Origin of the sequence: Nitrosospira sp. Nsp1, from assembly GCF_900100985.1 — a bacterium.
Taxonomy (GTDB): domain Bacteria; phylum Pseudomonadota; class Gammaproteobacteria; order Burkholderiales; family Nitrosomonadaceae; genus Nitrosospira.
Window position 1 is genome coordinate 1 of record NZ_FMUF01000033.1, and the last position, 17,800, is coordinate 17,800.

Annotated in this window: 14 protein-coding genes; 3 read left to right on the plus strand and 11 right to left on the minus strand. The window is 52.9% G+C overall.

Going from position 1 to position 17,800, the window contains the following annotated elements; genetic code table 11:
* Window positions 1-277 precede the first annotated feature (277 nt).
* Window positions 278-1,729, plus strand: a complete 1,452-nt coding sequence (locus BLP78_RS14455) for a bifunctional 2-methylcitrate dehydratase/aconitate hydratase (RefSeq protein ID WP_090460365.1) — start codon at window positions 278-280, stop codon at window positions 1,727-1,729.
* Between the two features lie 36 nt (window positions 1,730-1,765).
* Here BLP78_RS14455 and BLP78_RS14460 read toward each other — a convergent pair whose 3' ends face one another.
* Both BLP78_RS14460 and BLP78_RS14465 read right to left on the minus strand, forming a co-directional pair.
* Window positions 1,766-3,229 (minus strand): hypothetical protein, encoded by a 1,464-nt coding sequence (locus BLP78_RS14460; RefSeq protein ID WP_090460405.1) that lies wholly within the window; start codon window positions 3,227-3,229, stop codon window positions 1,766-1,768.
* 11 nt (window positions 3,230-3,240) lie between these two features.
* Window positions 3,241-3,969: a PGAP1-like alpha/beta domain-containing protein gene (locus tag BLP78_RS14465; protein ID WP_090460367.1), complete on the minus strand. Its 729-nt coding sequence runs from the start codon at window positions 3,967-3,969 to the stop codon at window positions 3,241-3,243.
* A 356-nt stretch (window positions 3,970-4,325) separates the two neighbouring features.
* Here BLP78_RS14465 and BLP78_RS14470 point away from each other — a divergent pair, with 356 nt between their 5' ends.
* Window positions 4,326-5,159 (plus strand): SDR family oxidoreductase, encoded by an 834-nt coding sequence (locus BLP78_RS14470; RefSeq protein WP_256330311.1) that lies wholly within the window; start codon window positions 4,326-4,328, stop codon window positions 5,157-5,159.
* A 136-nt stretch (window positions 5,160-5,295) separates the two neighbouring features.
* Window positions 5,296-8,133, plus strand: a complete 2,838-nt coding sequence (locus BLP78_RS14475) for an aconitate hydratase (RefSeq protein ID WP_090460369.1) — start codon at window positions 5,296-5,298, stop codon at window positions 8,131-8,133.
* A gap of 90 nt (window positions 8,134-8,223) precedes the next feature.
* On the opposite strand, the gene BLP78_RS14480 is transcribed toward BLP78_RS14475, so the two are convergent.
* From BLP78_RS14480 to BLP78_RS14520, 9 genes are all read right to left on the minus strand, one after another.
* The gene (locus BLP78_RS14480; protein ID WP_090460371.1) at window positions 8,224-9,021 is read right to left on the minus strand and encodes a Crp/Fnr family transcriptional regulator; all 798 of its coding nucleotides are present in this window, start codon (window positions 9,019-9,021) and stop codon (window positions 8,224-8,226) included.
* 764 nt (window positions 9,022-9,785) lie between these two features.
* On the minus strand, window positions 9,786-10,739 hold the full coding sequence (locus tag BLP78_RS14485) for a S41 family peptidase (RefSeq protein WP_090460373.1): 954 nt from the start codon (window positions 10,737-10,739) through the stop codon (window positions 9,786-9,788).
* Window positions 10,730-12,421 carry an energy transducer TonB gene (locus BLP78_RS14490; RefSeq protein WP_090460375.1) on the minus strand — a complete coding sequence of 564 codons (1,692 nt, stop codon included), beginning with the start codon at window positions 12,419-12,421 and terminating at the stop codon, window positions 10,730-10,732. Before BLP78_RS14490 ends, BLP78_RS14485 begins: the two co-directional genes overlap by 10 nt.
* Before the next feature lie 25 nt (window positions 12,422-12,446).
* Complete coding sequence (gene panC, locus BLP78_RS14495) at window positions 12,447-13,280, minus strand: pantoate--beta-alanine ligase (RefSeq protein WP_090460377.1); 834 nt, start codon at window positions 13,278-13,280, stop codon at window positions 12,447-12,449.
* Between the two features lie 15 nt (window positions 13,281-13,295).
* Window positions 13,296-14,087 carry a 3-methyl-2-oxobutanoate hydroxymethyltransferase gene (gene panB / locus BLP78_RS14500; protein WP_090460378.1) on the minus strand — a complete coding sequence of 264 codons (792 nt, stop codon included), beginning with the start codon at window positions 14,085-14,087 and terminating at the stop codon, window positions 13,296-13,298.
* Between the two features lie 70 nt (window positions 14,088-14,157).
* The gene (locus tag BLP78_RS14505) at window positions 14,158-14,799 is read right to left on the minus strand and encodes a deoxynucleoside kinase (protein WP_090460380.1); all 642 of its coding nucleotides are present in this window, start codon (window positions 14,797-14,799) and stop codon (window positions 14,158-14,160) included.
* Complete coding sequence (folK, locus tag BLP78_RS14510; RefSeq protein WP_090460382.1) at window positions 14,796-15,308, minus strand: 2-amino-4-hydroxy-6-hydroxymethyldihydropteridine diphosphokinase; 513 nt, start codon at window positions 15,306-15,308, stop codon at window positions 14,796-14,798. The genes BLP78_RS14505 and folK overlap by 4 nt, the downstream gene beginning before the upstream one ends.
* A gap of 9 nt (window positions 15,309-15,317) precedes the next feature.
* The gene (pcnB, locus tag BLP78_RS14515) at window positions 15,318-16,724 is read right to left on the minus strand and encodes a polynucleotide adenylyltransferase PcnB (RefSeq protein ID WP_090460385.1); all 1,407 of its coding nucleotides are present in this window, start codon (window positions 16,722-16,724) and stop codon (window positions 15,318-15,320) included.
* A gap of 144 nt (window positions 16,725-16,868) precedes the next feature.
* Window positions 16,869-17,654 carry an ABC transporter ATP-binding protein gene (locus tag BLP78_RS14520; protein WP_090460387.1) on the minus strand — a complete coding sequence of 262 codons (786 nt, stop codon included), beginning with the start codon at window positions 17,652-17,654 and terminating at the stop codon, window positions 16,869-16,871.
* Between the last annotated feature and the right edge of the window lie 146 nt (window positions 17,655-17,800).

Genomic DNA, 17,800 nt, shown 5'->3' on the forward strand with positions numbered 1-17,800 from the left:
ATCAGCAAGAAATGGACGATGCCGATTCAGAACTGGAAAGCGGCACTAAATCGATTTACCATCATGTTCGATGAGCGTATGCCACAGCATTAAACAATTCCCCGATTACACAAAATCAAGGACACCCTCGAAAAAGTTGTCGGGCAGAGCCCGACCTACTTCCTGCCGATCATTCATTTATTACAGTACCAGCGTTCAAATAGCTTAAAAAAGACCTTGGATTCCCGTTCGCGGGAAAGACGATACTTACTGTTAGCCACTGTTTTATAATACGTATATGCCATTCTCTATCTCCAATATTCGTCCCCAGCCCGATCAAGTGCTGGTGGACATCGCGGATTACGTTGTTGATCGCAATATCCCGAGCACCCTTGCTTACGAAACCGCACGCCATTGCCTGATGGATTCGCTGGGTTGTGCGATGGAAGCGCTTACTTACCCGGCTTGCACCAAACTGCTGGGGCCGCTCATTCCCGGAACCACGGTGCCGGGCGGGGCGAGAATTCCCGGTACACGATTCGAGCTCGATCCGGTGCAGGCGGCATTCAATATTGGCACGATGATTCGCTGGCTCGATTTCAACGATACCTGGCTGGCTGCGGAATGGGGTCATCCGTCGGATAATCTGGGCGGGATACTTGCCGTTGCGGACTGGTGTTCGCGCAAGGCTGTGGCCGAGGGAGAGAAACCGTTCGCGATGCGCGACGTGCTGACGGCGATGATCAAGGCCCACGAAATTCAGGGTTGCCTTGCGTTGGAGAATAGTTTCAACAAGGTTGGGCTGGATCATGTCGTGCTGGTGAAAGTGGCTTCTGTCGCGGTCGTGATGCACTTGCTCGGCGGGAACCGCGACCAGATAGTTGACGCACTTTCACAGGCCTGGGTGGATGGACAATCGCTGCGCACTTATCGCCATGCCCCCAATACCGGATCGCGCAAATCCTGGGCGGCGGGCGATGCCACCAGCCGGGCCGTCTGGCTGGCGCTGATTACGCTTAAAGGGGAAATGGGCTACCCCTCGGCACTCACTGCCAAGACCTGGGGTTTTTACGATGTATTGTTCAAGGAGCAATCGTTCAAATTCCCGAGGCCGGTCAAACAGTGGGGTTCGTACGTCATGGAAAACGTGTTGTTCAAGATTTCCTTCCCCGCCGAATTCCATTCCCAGACAGCAGCAGAATGCGCGATGCAATTGCACGTCCATTTGAGGGAGCGAATCACCGATATCAAGAGAATCATCATCCGCACTCACGAGGCTGCGATTCGCATCATCGACAAGAAAGGGCCGCTCAACAATCCTGCAGACCGCGATCATTGCATTCAATACATCGTTGCGGTGCCGCTTATTTTTGGAAGACTTACCGCTGCCGATTACGAGGACGCTGTTGCCGCCGATCCGCGAATCGACGAGCTCCGCGAAAAAATAACGTGTGTCGAGGATCCGCAATTCACCAGGGATTATCACGATCCTGAAAAGCGTTCCATTGCCAACGGTCTGACAGTGGAATTCAAGGACGGCAGTAAACTGGATGAGGTCGTCGTGGAATACCCCATTGGCCACCGATTCCGCCGCAACGAAGGCACTCCGCTACTGGAGGAAAAATTCAGAATCAATCTTGCGCGTCGTTTCCCGGCAACGCAGCAAAAGGCAATATTCGACCTCTGCCTTGATCCAGGAAAACTCGAAGAAACACCGGTCAATCAGTTTGTCGATATGCTTGTGATTTAACCCGGGTATTCTTCCAGAAGAATACCCGAGCCTATATCAGCCCGATCCATGCTCACCAATATCCGGATTGCTACGGTTTTCCGGCAGAGCAGGATCGATATCAAGCAATATTTTGATTGCTGCCAGCCTGACCTTCCACGATGGACTCGCCATAGGGTCCGCCGACAACCCTGCCACCAGTTGTTCCACTCCATCGACCTTTGCGGAATCGCAGCTGGCCAGAAAATGGCGCAGTTCATCACTACTTGCAATACTGGTGCGCCGGACGAAATCCGGATAATCTTCCCGCAGGTGAGTGGCAAGCCAAGCCTGGTCTATCCATTGTTTCAGTTGGCCGTAGCTGAAACAGGTGCGCACCGCCAGATCCACAGCATCGGCGTTGCTCAGGTTTTCAATATTATCGAAACCCTCCCGTTCCAGCCTCAGTTCGTGTGTATAGCTCATTCCCGCAAGCATGGAAAGTGGAAGCGCGCGATAACTATCGTCGGAGACGATACCCTTCATTACCGTGAGTGCGATACGCTCGATTGCCAGGGTCGCCCGTTTCGGATAGAAGCCAAAGAAAAAGGCCATGACTGGAAGCAGGCTCAGGCTTGCCGGAAGCGCTGCACTTGCCCTGTCAGAATTTCCCTGCGAACCGCCCCGTGTGCCGCCCCGTTCGCCATCTCGTACAGCCTCGCCAGTGGTCGAGGCGGCAGCGGGAGAAGACTCGGCAGCAGGCATGGAATCGGTGTCACGTGCAACGGCTGAGGTAGAGGCTAATTTAAGCTCGGTAGGGAAAGCGAAGTCGAAGGCGAAGGAGAGCACCAATGCCAGTATGCTCGCGACGATCATGCGGATGGCGCCATCGACGAAAGTGAGGGAAGTCAGATCCATCGTGAAGTATGCGCGGACTACGGAGCCGATGAAATAGACATATGCACCCAGAAAACCGAACTGGAAAGCGATCTGGTTTCGGATAAGGTGGGAATAATATGCGTCTGGATTTCTTTCGTATAATTCTGCGAAAGGCCCCATCGTCAGCATGTTTGCGCCAAGACTGAAATCTACCCCCATTCCGCCTGCTGAAGAGATGGGTTTGAACAGCAGCAGGATCGAGGTGCCAAGTAGCACGATAGTCGTGGTCAGCCAGACACTCCCCCGATAGGTGCTAAAGGAAGCGCGCTGTCCCATCCTTCGGCGGATTTCGCCGCGACGCTCGGCTGGAACCTCGCGTTGCAATCGCTGTTCCTTCCGGTTCGACATGGTTTGTATATAGCTTAGAGCAAGCGATGGCACGACCAGTACCGTCAGCAATGTCATGACGAGGTTATACTGGAAAAATACCGGATCAAACCAGTGCGCAATAGCCCGGAAATCACGGTACGCGAGCCCATCAGGGCCCGTTGGAGAACCAAGGGCGGACTCGAGCCCAAGGCTGATAATAAAGGCACCCGGTACCACAAATATCGACCAGTCGTACCAGGGCATGTGCCATTTCTTTCCCTCGTTTTGATCCATGCTCGTCTCCTTTACCATGTTTTTTCCTCTGCCGCTGCGATAGCCTCGGCGGCTGCCCGTTTCCAAAAACGGAGGTGATCGAAAGGCCTCTCGGATCGAGTATCAGGCAAGCTCAGACTCCACCCGAGCAGTTCCACGTGATCCGCGCGCATGATGCCACGAAATTTTCCCCATTGCGCGGAGCTAAGTGGAACCATTCCGTCGTTATCCTCGGAAATAATGCATCCATAGGGTTTGAGCCAGAATGGAAGCTCCCCAGCAGGGCGGCAACTCGCGTAGGAAGCGTAATCTACATCCTCCCGGTCCGGGATAGACATGGCTGCACATGCCCTTGGCGTCAGTTCATCCAGCGCCGGGCGGCCAATATACCGAAACCAGGCCGGAATCGGCCCGTTCGATTCAAGCATCCATGCCGCCAATGGGCTGCCGCGGTGCGGGGTGGAAACAGTAAGCAAACTTTTTATGCGGTGATCCGGATCGAGATAGCTAATCAGATATCTGGCATCCAGCCCGCCCATGCTATGCGCCACCAAGGCAAAGGTAGATGTGTTGTCGCGAAGAAGTTTTGAGGCAAGCGTTTCCGCGCGCTCGGCTATGGTGCCGGCGGTGGGCACTTCGGGGATAAGGGGCGTAATATGCATATCGCGCAATGCTCCCTTTACGCCGCGAAAATATTCAATAGGCCCTCTATGTGAGAAACCGAGAAAACCATGCAACAGAGCCAGCGTGGTGCGTGCCATAAAAAATGTTCTTATAAGAAAACCCAGCGAGCCGCATCCAGATCAGCGGCAAAGGTTGCGGCATGCTGCACGCCCAGACAGGGGCCGAACTGCATTATCACCGTCCGCTTCTTCATACTAGACAATATTCAGGGTTCAAGCGCCATTTAGGGATTATGCCACTAACATTAATGGTCGTGAGAAAGTAATCCCTTCGCCGAGCTCCAATGATAGACTCATCCCTTTCCTCTTGTTCCATTGGATACAAGCGTTGATTGAATCCAGAACCTCAACGGCTCAAAATCGCGAGACATAAGGAAGTTCTGAATAAGAGCTGCGCGGAAGGGTTCAAGCGGAATATAATTGAATGCGTGTTCATGGTTAGCCAGATCGACATCGATTCACGCCAAGCCAATGTTATACATAAAATGAAAATAACCTGCGACATCAATGGCAAGATAGCACTTGTCACGGGAGCGAATCGTGGAATAGGCAGCGCGATAGTCGATGCTTTCCTGCATCATGGCGCAACGAAAGTCTATGCCGCGGTTCGCAACCTGGATTCTGCCATACCCCTGACCGAGCATTATGGCGACATGGTGGAACCTGTTCAGTTGAATCTGGCTGAACCGGAAACTATCACAGCGCTGGCGGATAGAACGAGTGATGTTCAGGTGGTGGTTAACAATGCAGCTGTCTTCAGGGCTTCAACCCCGCTGGATAGCGATGCGATAGATTCGCTCGAGTTGGCAATGAAGATCAATGTATTCGGGTTGATCCGCATGGCGCAAGCATTTGCTCCCATTCTCAAGTCAAATGGCGGCGGTGCGTTTGTCCAGCTCAACTCGATCGCATCATTGAAATGCGCTTCGAACTTTGCGACCCACTCCGCTTCCAAGGCGGCCACTTACTCTCTCACGCAGGCGTTGCGCGAGTTGCTGGGCCAACAGGGCACAGCAGTGCTCAGCGTGCATCCCGGCCTTATCGCCACTGACATGTCCGATATGGCTGGCTTGAATGGAAATGCCGAGCCTTCGTCCGTCGTGGCGGAAGGTATAATCGCCGCACTGAAATCAGGAGATTTCCATCTCTTTCCCGACACAATGGCCAAACGCATCGGGCTTGCCTACCAGAGTTTTTCCAGGAGCGTCATCGAAGCCGATATTGCAGAATATAAGGCGGAAAAAAATAACAAGGATATCGCCAGGTGATCTTGATCGAGGATCGTCAAATGGCTCGCTCAGTTTGGCTTGCTCAGTTCAGGGGTCGCAGATTCTGATCCATCCGGTGGGATTGATTTCCGCAAATCCCGGCTCGACCGATACGGCAATTTTTTAAGGAGCATCCATGACTCACAATCCATTCAACACACAAAAGGAAATTGTTCTTTCCGCGAACAGGAAAGCAAAGTTTTATTCTTTGCCTGCGCTCGAAGCATCGGGCGTGGGTAAGATTTCACGTCTGCCGATCTCCCTTCGTATTGTGCTGGAATCGGTTTTGCGCCATTGCGATGGCAAGAAAGTCACAGAAGCTCATGTGAGGCGACTCGCCAACTGGCAACCCAATGCGGCGCGGATGGATGAGATTCCCTTTGTGGTATCGCGTATCCTGCTGCAGGATTTCACCGGTGTACCGCTCCTGGTCGATCTGGCGGCAATGCGTGGTGTGGCGGAAAAAATGGGCAGGGACCCTAAGCTCATCGAGCCGCTGGTGCCTGTTGATCTAGTGGTTGACCATTCGGTTCAGGTCGATTACTACGGTAACGATCAGGCGCTCAAACTCAATATGGAAATTGAATTCCGTCGCAATAATGAGCGTTATGAGTTTATAAAGTGGGGCATGCAGGCATTCGACACGTTTACGGTAGTGCCCCCGGGCATCGGTATTGTGCACCAGGTGAATCTGGAGTATCTCGCCCGCGGGGTGCACCAGAAAGATGGGGTGGTGTATCCGGATACATTGGTCGGCACGGATTCACATACCACTATGATCAATGGCATCGGGGTCATAGGCTGGGGCGTTGGGGGGATCGAAGCGGAAGCCGGGATGCTGGGGCAACCGGTTTATCTTCTCACTCCCGACGTGGTCGGTGTAAATCTTACAGGCCGTTTGCGTGACGGCGTCACCGCCACCGATCTCGTTCTGACCGTTACCGAGATGTTGCGCAAAGCTCACGTGGTGGGCAAGTTCGTGGAATTTTTCGGCGAAGGTACCGCGTCGTTATCCGTGCCCGATCGCGCCACTATCGCCAATATGGCACCTGAATATGGCGCCACCATGGGCTTCTTTCCTGTGGATGATGCCACCATCGAGTATTTCCGCGGTACCGGGCGTAGCGAAGAGGAAGTCGCCGCGCTTCAATCCTATTTTCAGGCTCAGGAGATGTACGGTACACCCCGCAAGGGCGACATCGATTACACACGTGAACTGGAGCTTGATCTGGGCACGGTTTCGCCCTCGCTGGCAGGGCCTCGGCGCCCTCAGGACCGCATTGAAATCGATAATATTAAATCCAGATTTACCGAACTCTTTACCAAACCCGTTGTGGAAAGCGGTTACGGTAAAAGCGCGACAGATTTGGATCTGCGTCATCCAGTGCGCAGTTGTAATGACAAAGAAATGGGCAGAGAGGCTCACATCGCCGGCGCAGGGCAGGAAAACATTCCCTTGCAACTGGGGAGCGCAAGGAATGTTACGGAGATGGTCAGCAATCGTCCAATACTGGATACGGACGAAGCACCGGTATGCATATCGAACGGCCCATTCGATCTGGGCCACGGCGATGTGGTGATTGCAGCGATTACGTCCTGCACCAATACGTCCAACCCCAGTGTGCTGCTTGCAGCGGGCCTGCTGGCAAAGAAGGCAGTAGAAAAAGGACTGACGGTAAAGCGGCATATCAAGACTTCGCTGGCCCCTGGGTCGCGTGTGGTGACGGAGTATCTCGGGGCTACCGGCTTGTTGGCCTACCTGGAAAAACTTGGTTTTAATCTTGTAGGCTATGGCTGTACCACTTGCATAGGCAACTCAGGGCCGCTATCCGAACCCATCGAGGAAGCGATGGGGGCAAATGATCTGGTTTGCGCCGCAGTGCTCTCCGGCAATCGCAATTTCGAAGCGCGAATTCACTCCAGTGTCCGCGCAAATTTCCTTGCTTCTCCGCCGCTGGTGGTGGCATATGCCATTGCCGGGACCATGCTCAGGGATTTGACGACTGAGCCATTGGGTTTCGCAGAGGATGGGGCAGCTGTCATGCTTGCGGATGTCTGGCCGCGCGAGGATGAGATCCACGCATTGATGAAATTCGCCACTAATGGGGAAACGTTCCGTCGGCTCTACAGCAATTTGACCAAGGATCATCCATTATGGAACGATGTTTCAGCGGTTTCAGGCCAAGTGTACACTTGGCCAAAGTCCACCTATATTGCCGAGCCACCGTTCTTTGAAGATTTTTCCATGCAGCCCGGGCAGATCGGCGAGGTACGAAATGCGCGCGTCCTGGGTATTTTCGGTGACTCCGTGACTACCGATCACATCAGTCCTGCCGGCGCCATCAAGGATACTTCACCCGCGGGAAAATACCTGCTCGCAAACGGCGTATCAAAGCCCGATTTCAATAGTTATGGCGCGCGCCGGGGGAACCATGACGTGATGATGCGAGGTACCTTTGCTAATGTACGCATCAAAAACCTGATGATACCGGGCAGCGAGGGGGGCATAACCCTGCATTATCCTGATGCTCAGCAGATGAGCATTTACGATGCAGCCATGAAATATGTGGCAGAGGGCGTACCGACGCTGGTATTCGGAGGAGAAGAATACGGTGCTGGATCAAGCCGCGACTGGGCTGCGAAGGGAGCACAATTACTTGGCGTCAAGGCAGTAATTGCCAGGAGCTTCGAACGCATACACCGCAGCAATCTGGTTGGCATGGGCGTGTTGCCGTTACAATTCAAAGGGGACGACAGCGCCCAATCGCTAGGCATCAAAGGTAATGAACAATTCGATCTTCTGGGTTTGCAAGATGTCCGCCCGCAGCAGGATGTGACACTCGTCATCCGTGAAGAAGATGGTTCAAGCCGGAAGATCGACTTACTGTGCAGAATTGATACGGCCATCGAGGTGGACTATTACCTGCATGGCGGCATCTTACCTTACGTTCTCAGAGAACTCATGACAGGTTAGCAGTCCGTCATCACGCGACAAGCCGGACTACTCAGCTTCAGGTAGGGGAGGGCGAAACCTGGTTTTCGCTGAAGTAGTCCGGGGCTCTCCTCAGTTTACGGTCCGTAGCTCTTCTTCCATGTTTCGGTTCGTGTTTCGCACAACCCGATCCAGACCCTGCTGAGCAGGAAAATGAGGGGTATCATTCCATAGCAGGCGGTCATACTCGGCGTTTACCACCGTATAACATTCGCATACTGAATTTTCCAGCTCTTCACGATCCAAAACCGTGATATGGCCACGGCTGTAGTGGATTGCACCTATCGTTTGCAGCTTGAGAGCGGCCTGAGTCACGCTTTCGCGGCGGACACCCAGCATGATCGCAATCTGCTCATGTGTCATTTTCAACTGCCGGCGCGACAATCGGTCCAGGCTCATCAGCAGGAAGCGGCATAACTGCTGCTCTATATTATGGTGGCGGTTGCAAACAGCGTTCTGCGCTGTTTGGGTAATCTGCGCTTGAGTAAAACGAAGTACCAAGTGCTGTAACCCGCCCCTCAAATCGAATTCTTTTTTCAGCACGCCCACTTTCACCCGGTAGCCCTCACCCGCGCTTTGAACAACCACGCCGGCAGGCATGCTGCCGCTGCCTAAAAGAGACGAAATACCGGTGAGCCCTTCATTACCGATTATTGAAAGTTGCACGGAGGCCCCATTCTCCGCGCCATACAAAGGCGCAACAATGCTGGTGGTGGGAAAATATGCATGAGTAATAGGCGAACCCGGCTCATGAATTATTTTTCCCAATGGCATTGATATGAACTCAAGAAATGCGAAGAGCCGTCCATAATCCTCTCGCGGCAGGGCGGCCAAAATACGATTCTGCTTCGGGCTGTGCAGTGGAGACATATGAGAACTCCTTTGTGTTGAGCCGTGCCGCCGAAGTGTATCCTTCGCTCGTGACACTACTATGATGACGATGATTTAAAGAAATCTAGTGACCTGAACAACTGACTCCGAACTGACGCTCATACCCGTCCCCTGACAGTACCTCCGGGCGGAGGATAATTTTCGGCGCTTGATTATCAACAGGCTCAACTGGTATTGCAGTTGTTATACGTGGAAAAGCATTTATCATGCCAACCGGTATTAAACCTTGCGGAACAGGGACTTGCATAAAATAAGGAGAAAAAAAGCGAAATCTGACAATATTTATGTTGCCTGCAAGCAACATAAAAGGAGCTTATCCCTCTAACCCGCTGAAATCAGGCGTATATTATGTGTCGCTAAGTAGCGACGAGATAATTTGCATGAAAATCAGAGGCTTCTGTGGCACTGGAGAGGAGTGTGAAGAGTTTGCGATAGATTACATTCGGCTTTCCATGCGAACCGGTTCATGTTCTGTTCCGTATATCACTTCCGTAAAAAATGCCTGCGGTACTTTTTGACGGGCTTGTCCTGCCCGATGGCAATGGAGATCTAAAAAGTCTTGTCGTCGTGGGACAAGCAGTCGGATTCACCAGGGAACAGTATCGACATTGATGGATGTTCAGGTCACTCGAAACCGATGCCTTTGGCTCAAAATCGCACTGAATGCAGATCGGAGCGATTTTGAATGTAGGCTGCTACAACATAGCTGCTCAAATAGCGAAGAAAATCTCAAAACATATTAATTAGCGTTTCGTGAGAGCTGAGCGCACTAAATCGTAGAAACACTTACGCTGGGTGTCGTTAAGCAGCGCAACGAGCGTATAGTTGAAATCGGTCAGTGATTCGTATTCAGTGCGCGAGTATCGGCGTTCGCGGCGCTCGGGGTTAAGTGGCACATTGCCATAATTGACACCTCCGTCGTACTCGCATGGATTGAGCCAGCCTTTGCTCATCCGCACCAATGCCGATTCGAACGAAGGTAACTTGCCTCGACGTTCCTCGTCACACATCATTTGAACGACGTCTCGCCAATACATTGGATCTATAGTGCCGCTGCCCCCTTCAGCAGCAGTTATTTCGCGAATAATCGGTGGCATTTTTGTGAGGTCGTACGGGTTACTCACGTCGTAAGAACAAGGAGATGCGAGCAGTTCCTTCTCCGCACGACCTAAGAGCTCTGCGTACAGGTTGTTTCTAGTCGCACGTGCTGAACTGAGAATATCTGTAACCCCGGCCTTAGTGTCAAGCCATTTGCCGGTACCTCTTACATCAGTACGAAACTCAATCATCCTCTTCAAACGACGTTTATCGGCAGAAGGGATTGCTACAGATATAAGTCCTTCACGTTCCGGTTTGCATAATGAATCGACATCCGTGTATTCCGAGAATTCTTGGCTGTTTACTGCAGAATAAGATGGAAAATAAGCACCGCCATTCCTGACGTTCTCTATGAAGTTCAAGTTCCAGGAACCACATTTGAGGAATGAAACCGCGTCGCCGGGTTGTACGCCGGCGTAGAAAGCGGGACCACCTTCCTGGACCGCCACCACATACGGTAAGTGCGCCGGACCGATAGGTAAAAGAATCTCACGTACGGCGACGCGTAACCCTACGGCGCTCCAGTCAAAAGTCGTAGCTATCGAGACAGGTGACAGACACAAGCAAACCACCATCAGGAAAGTTTTTCTTACAAACATATAGCCAACTTTTGAGGTAGACCTACTTTAGCTAATGCAGAGATGAGAAAACGTTGCTCAGTGAAATCATCCTCAAGCACCCAGTACTGACTAGGGCTCAGCGATGCCTGCAATGCCTTCTGTATGCAAGGGCAACTCAAAGGGCGCGCCTGTGGAATAATTGCAGTAATTGTGCGTCGGCAATAGTACGCAAACGCGTCGAACGAATATTCCGGCTTGGGCGATTGCATCTTAACGTATGAAAGAATATTTTCCCCCAGCCGTTTGATTTGAGGGCTTTTGCAACCGTGTCGTGCGACAAGCTCGCGCATTTCCGCGCCAATTTCAAGTACTTCGGAAAGCACGGACAATCCCGCTCCACCGAAGCTCGAAGCGCGCTTTGTCATCAGCTGCCGCATTATAGTCACCAGCGCTTCGAAGGAATCGGAATTGCGGACGGATACATAAGCTTGTGCAAACCGGGGTTCAGCAAAAATGCCAGTATCATTTGTAACGCTCGAGAGGATTTCGTCGCTGACGACGACCCCAACGTCGTTGGTGCGCTGACTTCGTCGCGTAATCGTTTCCCTGATTGCAATTTTGTTTGAACTCAAGGAATCGGGACACCGGTCCGAAAAAGCCTCGACGTAGGCTGCGAGGAGCTTACGACCCGTGATGCCGTCGTCGGTAATAATGGCGAGTTTGGTCGGATCAGCAACGGGCGTCATCCGGCTAAACTGACCAAGGTTAAACTGACCAAGGTATAGCGTCTTGATTTGGCGACTATGAGCAAGACCCTGTAGTTGCAGAGGAGGAAATGCTTCCTCCTCTGACAAGGTTGGCGCTTGTCGTGGAGCGGTTGCTGTCAAGGTTACGATCGCTTGCTGGCCGCGTGCAGCGCGTAGCTCCGCCAAGCTTGCATAGGTGCCGTAGTCCGCCATCATTTTGTACTCTAGCGCACCGGATGGGTTTTTGTAGATCAGGAGCTGATTGATTGGTCGCTCTGTTTGGGAGCCTTTGAGCAATTCGGTTTCCGGAATCTCTGCATGCTCATAACCCAGCACGCGAACTCCTGCCAAATAGTTTGAGACAAAAACCGTCGTTATAGGGTTACAAGCTCGCTCGATAACTGGCCAAATCTCGGCCTCGAAGCGCCGACGATACTCAGGTGTCGCACTCAGGTCTTTGTCGGCCGCGGCTCGGAAGATAACATTTACGGTGGCTTTATCGGCCTGAGGAAAGCACCAGTCTTCGCCCGCATGTTCAGCCACATAATATGTATCGGTCTCTAGCAATACGTTACCCGAATTGTGCGGTGCTGGCCGAGGAAACTCAATCACCACCTCGGTCACGGCGGCGACAGCTGATCCGTTTGCCACCGTGGGCTGATACTGCCATTGACGCAGCGCTTTCTCAACGCTCATCCACAGCCTCGTGTCGTTCCGACCAATTGGTTGTACGTCGCTGACGTAACCATCAGGCCGAATGTGAACGCGCGCCTTGATAGTTCCGTTTGCTTTGCTCTCCTCGGTACGGGCTGGCGTGGGTGCCGAAAACTTTATAAGTTTCGGGCTGTCCGCCGTTCGTACTACAACCCGGCGCTCGGATTCATGCTTGGCCTCAGCAAATGCTTCGGGGATAGCGTAAGCATAAATGCATGATAGGGTTGTTAAAAAAACTTTGGCGATTGCGAGATGATTCATTCAGACCAATCCTTTCACAAGGCTGCTAGGCAGAAATTTCCAGGTTGTCTATCAGACGGGTTTTGCCCAGCCGGGCCGCTCCCAGTATCACCAAATTTTCATCTTCCTTGCATGGTGGAGCCAGCGTATCGCGGTGCCGCACGGCAATGTAATCGATTTTCCAGCAGTGTTCGCGAAGCAGTTTCTTTGCGTTTTCCTCTAATTCACGAAAATTTCTGTTGCCGTTCTCTATCTCCTGCTTCACCTGTAGCAGCATTTGATAAAGCCGTGCTGACTCGGCGCGTTCCTCGTTTGTCAGATAGCGATTACGAGAACTCGACGCCAGATTGTCTGGTGCGCGTACTGTTTCTCCCGCGACGATCTTCACCGGCAAATTCAACTGCCGTACCAGTTCACGCATGATATGCAGTTGCTGGTAATCTTTTTTACCGAATATCGCTGTCTGGGGCTGTACGATATTCAGGAGTTTCAGTACAACTGTGGCTACGCCGCGGAAAAACCCGGGGCGAAATTCACCTTCGAGAATATTGGCTACTGGTGGTGGTTCCAGCATGAACTGCTGCGGCACAGGATAAAGATCTTTTTCCCCGGGTGCAAAAACCATATTGGCGCCCCCGTAATTTTCCAGCAATTCGCAGTCATCGGCCAGAGCCCGGGGATACCGGTCAAAATCTTCTCCCGGCGCGAATTGCAGACGGTTGACGAAAATGCTGACCACGACGAAATCCGCTTCTTGCTGTGCGAGACGCACTAGCGACAGATGACCCTCGTGCAGGCTACCCATGGTCGGCACAAAAGCAATGGAAGATTCATGCCCGAGGCGCGCCCGCAAGGATGAGATATCGGCAACAAGCTCCATGCTTCAATCCAAAAGTCAGAATGCATGCTCCGGCCCGGGAAATTCTCCGGCTTTCACCGCCCTGACATAATTTTCAACCGCTTCATGTATCCCGTTCGCGTCAGTCAGGAAATTTTTCATGAACCGGGCTTTCTTGCCGGAATAGATCCCCAGCATGTCATACAACACCAGGACCTGCGCCGAGCAATCTATCCCCGCCCCGATGCCGATGGTGGGAATGGACAGTTTCTTGGTAACTTTTTTTGCGAGCGCAGCGGGGACTACTTCCATCAAGAGCATTGCGGCACCGGCGTTTTCCAGGGCGACCGCGTCTTCCAGCAACTGTTTTGCCTGGTGATCGGTCTTGCCTTGCACCTTATAGCCGCCTAACTGGTGTACGGATTGAGGTGTCAAGCCGATATGGGCACAAACCGGAATACCGCGACGGGTCAGGAATTCAACGGTTTCAGACATGACGGAACCCCCTTCAAGCTTGACCATATTTGCTCCCACGGCCATTAGCTCGGCGGCGTTCTCGAAAGTGTCCTGCGGGCTTACCTGGGACGTGCCGAAAGGCATGTCGGCCATAATGAATGCCTTGGTCGAACCGCGTGAGACGCAACGGGTATGATAGATCATGTCATCCAGCGTAACGGGGAGGGTGCTCTCCTCTCCCTGAAGCACATTACCCAGCGAATCGCCCACAAGCAGGATATCAACACCGGCATTTTCCAGTAACGTCGCAAAGCTTGAATCGTAGCAAGTGAGGATCGCGATTTTTTCCCCATCATCCCGCATCTTCTGTAAAGCGTCCTGTGTGGTGCGCATGCTTGAGCTCCTGATGTAGTGCGTCAGATAGTCCTGACTGAAAATGACCTGGTATTGCTATCGGCCCCGGCTAAATCCCAAGATTGAAATACTCTCGAGGGCCGCGCATCTGCTCCACCTGCCTCAACAATAGATCAAAATCCGCCTGCCTATCGACAAAGTTGAGATTTTCGCTGTTAATTATCATTAATGGCGCATCTTCGTACTGATGAAAAAAACGGGTATAGCTCTCGGTCAGCCGGTACAGATATTCCGATGTAATACTGTTTTCAAAAGCGCTGCCGCGTCGTTTGACCCGTTCAATCAGCGTCGCGGGAGACGCCTGCAAATAAATCACCAGGTCGGGCGAGGGCGCCTCGGGCTGGAGGTGCTGATAAATTTTTCGATACAGATCATACTCGGCGTCGCTCAGGGTCAGCTTGGCAAAAAGCGGGTCCTTGTCGAGCAGAAAATCGCTGATAGTGGGCTTGGCGAACATATCGATTTGCGCCAGGCCCTGTAATTGATTGGCTCGCTGGAACAGAAAAAACAATTGTGTCGGTAGCGCATGGCGGGGAATATCATCGTAGAATTTTGCCAGAAAAGGATTTTCGCCCGGCTTCTCCAGCAGCAATTCGCTGCCCAGGTGACCGGCGAGACGCCGCGCCAGACTGGTCTTGCCCACGCCTATCGGCCCTTCCACCACGATGTAGCGATATTCTCCCAGCTTCACTGCGCTTGCTCTCGTTCGACTTGCTGTCCCGCGCACGCAGCCAGCAATTCGGCAATCGAGCCGCGCCCGGGAATATGGCAGTCCGGTGCAATTTCCCGAAGCGGTTGCAACACAAACGCCCTTTGATGCATGCGCGGATGCGGCAGAATCAAGCAATCCTCGTCCCATTGCAGCCCATCATACATCAGTATATCGAGATCAAGCGTTCGCGGCGCGTTGAGATATTCACGCACGCGCCCGTGAAGATGCTCGATTTCAAGCAGGGCTTTGAGCAGGTCGTGGGGGGCAAGCGCAGTTTCAATCAGCGCCACCGCGTTGATGAAATCAGGCTGATCGGTATGCCCCATCGGCGCGCTGCGATAAAGCGAGGAATGCGCCAGCAGATGGCTTGATGGAAGGCGCGCCAGTTCCTCAAACGCTTTCCGTATCTGCGACGCCGGATTATCCAGGTTGCTGCCTAATCCGATATATGCCTGGGAAACGGCGTGACGATCTGACATGCGATTCATGGTACCGGACTATTCCGGCTCGTCCGCAACTGCATTGTCGGGGCTCGCGGCATCGACGGAGGCGGATGTTCGTCGGCCACGGCTTCTTCGGCGCTTCTTTTTCGCCTCATCCTTGAAAAGCATGGCTTCACGTTCGCTGGTACTGGCATGCTGGAACGTTTCCCACCATTTCCCCAGTTCCATGTCGACCTCGCCGCTTTGGCAACGCAGCAACATGAAGTCATATGCGGCGCGAAAACGCGGATGTTCCAGTAAACGGAATGGCCTGCGTCCTGACCTGCCTATGAAGCGTGGTTGCATCGCCCAGATTTCCTTCATGATGGCATCATACCTGCGCGGTATTGCGAGATTTCCATTCTGTATCGCCAGCACATCATCCATCGCTTGATGCAAAGCAGGAATCAATTTTTCTTCCGCAGCCTGGCGAACGTTCCACCTCGCAAGTACTTCGTGCCATAACAGGGCCGCAAACAGGAAACCGGGGGAAACCGGTTTTTCCTGATGAACACGCTCATCCGTATTTTTGAGCGCGAGCGTAATGAAGCGCTCACCCAGCGGCTGTTCCAGTATGACGTCCAGCATCGGCAACAAGCCGTGATGCAACCCGCGTTTACGCAAATCGGTCACGCAGGTCAGCGCGTGACCGGATAGAAGCAATTTCAACATTTCGTCAAATAGCCGCGACGGCGGCACATTTCGCAACAGAGGAGCAAGATCGGCAATCGGCTCGGCGGTAGCCGGATCAATCTGCATATCGAGTTTTGCCGAAAGCCGGACTACCCGCAGCATCCGTACCGGATCTTCGCGATATCGACGCATGGCGTCGCCGATGATGCGCAAGCGCCGTGCCTTGATGTCGTCATAACCGTTCAGGTAGTCCCAGATTTCTTCGTGGACAGGATCGAAAAATAATGCATTGACGGTAAAATCCCGCCGCCTGGCATCTTCTTCCTGGCTGCCGAATATGTTGTCGCGCAGAAGGCGTCCATGCTCGTCAGCATGCGCGTCGGCTACAGTCCCTTCATCCTCGCTGGCGGAGGTGCTCCCGCGAAAAGTGGAAACCTCCACTGTCTCGGCGCCGCACATCACATGCACCAGCCTAAAACGGCGGCCAATGATGCGCGAACGGCGGAAAACGGCACGTACCTCCTCAGGTGTCGCATTCGTGGCGACGTCATAATCTTTCGGCTCCAGTCCAAGAAGCAGGTCACGTGCTGCGCCACCGACGACGAAAGCGGAATATCCGGCTTCCTGCAGACCTGATGTGACTTTCAGCGCACAGGGATTGATGTGGCCGCGCATAATGCCATGTTGTTCACGTGGGATGATATGCGGCTCAGCGGAAGAAGAGCGGGTAGAAGGGACGGGAGCGGATGAGTTGCGGCTAAAGACGCGGCGGAGCAGTTTACGGATCATTACGAAATCGGGAAGCCTCTGAATAAGTCTCGCACGGGCGAACTCATCAAAAAGGTGAGGTTAAGTGATGCAGAAAGTACACTGCTGAACATGGTGCCCACAAAAAGATGAGCTAAAAGTCGCCGTCGGCTGCTGGATACGGAATTATACACGCGGCATCGTTTCCGGCACGAAATGGCGGGCGCTTCCAAGAACGAATTCCATCATATTGCACTGGTAAAGTGCTTCGAGATTATCCCGGTTAAGCACTTCTTCAGTGGTTCCCGCAATGGTGCGGCCATTGTCGAACAGCATGAGGATATGGTCGCAGAAGCGGTTTGCCCAGCCAATATCGTGGAGCACCATGACGAGCGTCCTGCCCTGAGCGGCCAATTTGCCGAATAGTCTCATTGCACTCGCTTGATGGCGCAGATCCAGGTGTTGCAGCGGTTCATCCAGTAAATAACATTGTGGCGCCTGGGCGAGCAACAAAGCAATACGCGCGCGCTGGCGCTCGCCGCCTGAAAGCGTAATAAATGGACGATGGGCGAGTTTGGTCAATTCCATTTCCTCGATGGCTTCATTTGCGATTTCGTGGTCGACAGTCTGCCAGCCGAACATATTTTGGGCATGGGGATATCGTCCAAGCAACACATATTCATGCACATTTCCCCAGAACTCGCCCGGCTCTTCCTGCAGCATAACACCCAGAATGCGGGCAAGTTCGCGCTGAGACCAGGCTTGTGGCGTTTTTCCCGCCACTATTACCGGTGGCTCATCGTTTCCATTGGCGTGGCTCAAGCCGGCCAATGCATGGATCAAAGTCGTCTTGCCGCAACCGTTCTGGCCGAGTATTGCCCAGCATTCGCCCGGATTGATGGTCAAACTCAGGTTTTGGCACAGTATTTTGTCGGGATACCGAAGATTCAGATTCCTGATCTGTAAAATCAACCTTTCTCTCCATTTGTGGCGTCATGTTTAACCCAGATAATCCATTAGACGGCTCTGCGAGCCTACCCGAGTGCTGGCGGTCAGTTTGCGGTCATTTTTGCTACCTGCGCGGCGTCCATAGACCAAGCTATGGACTTCTCCCAACC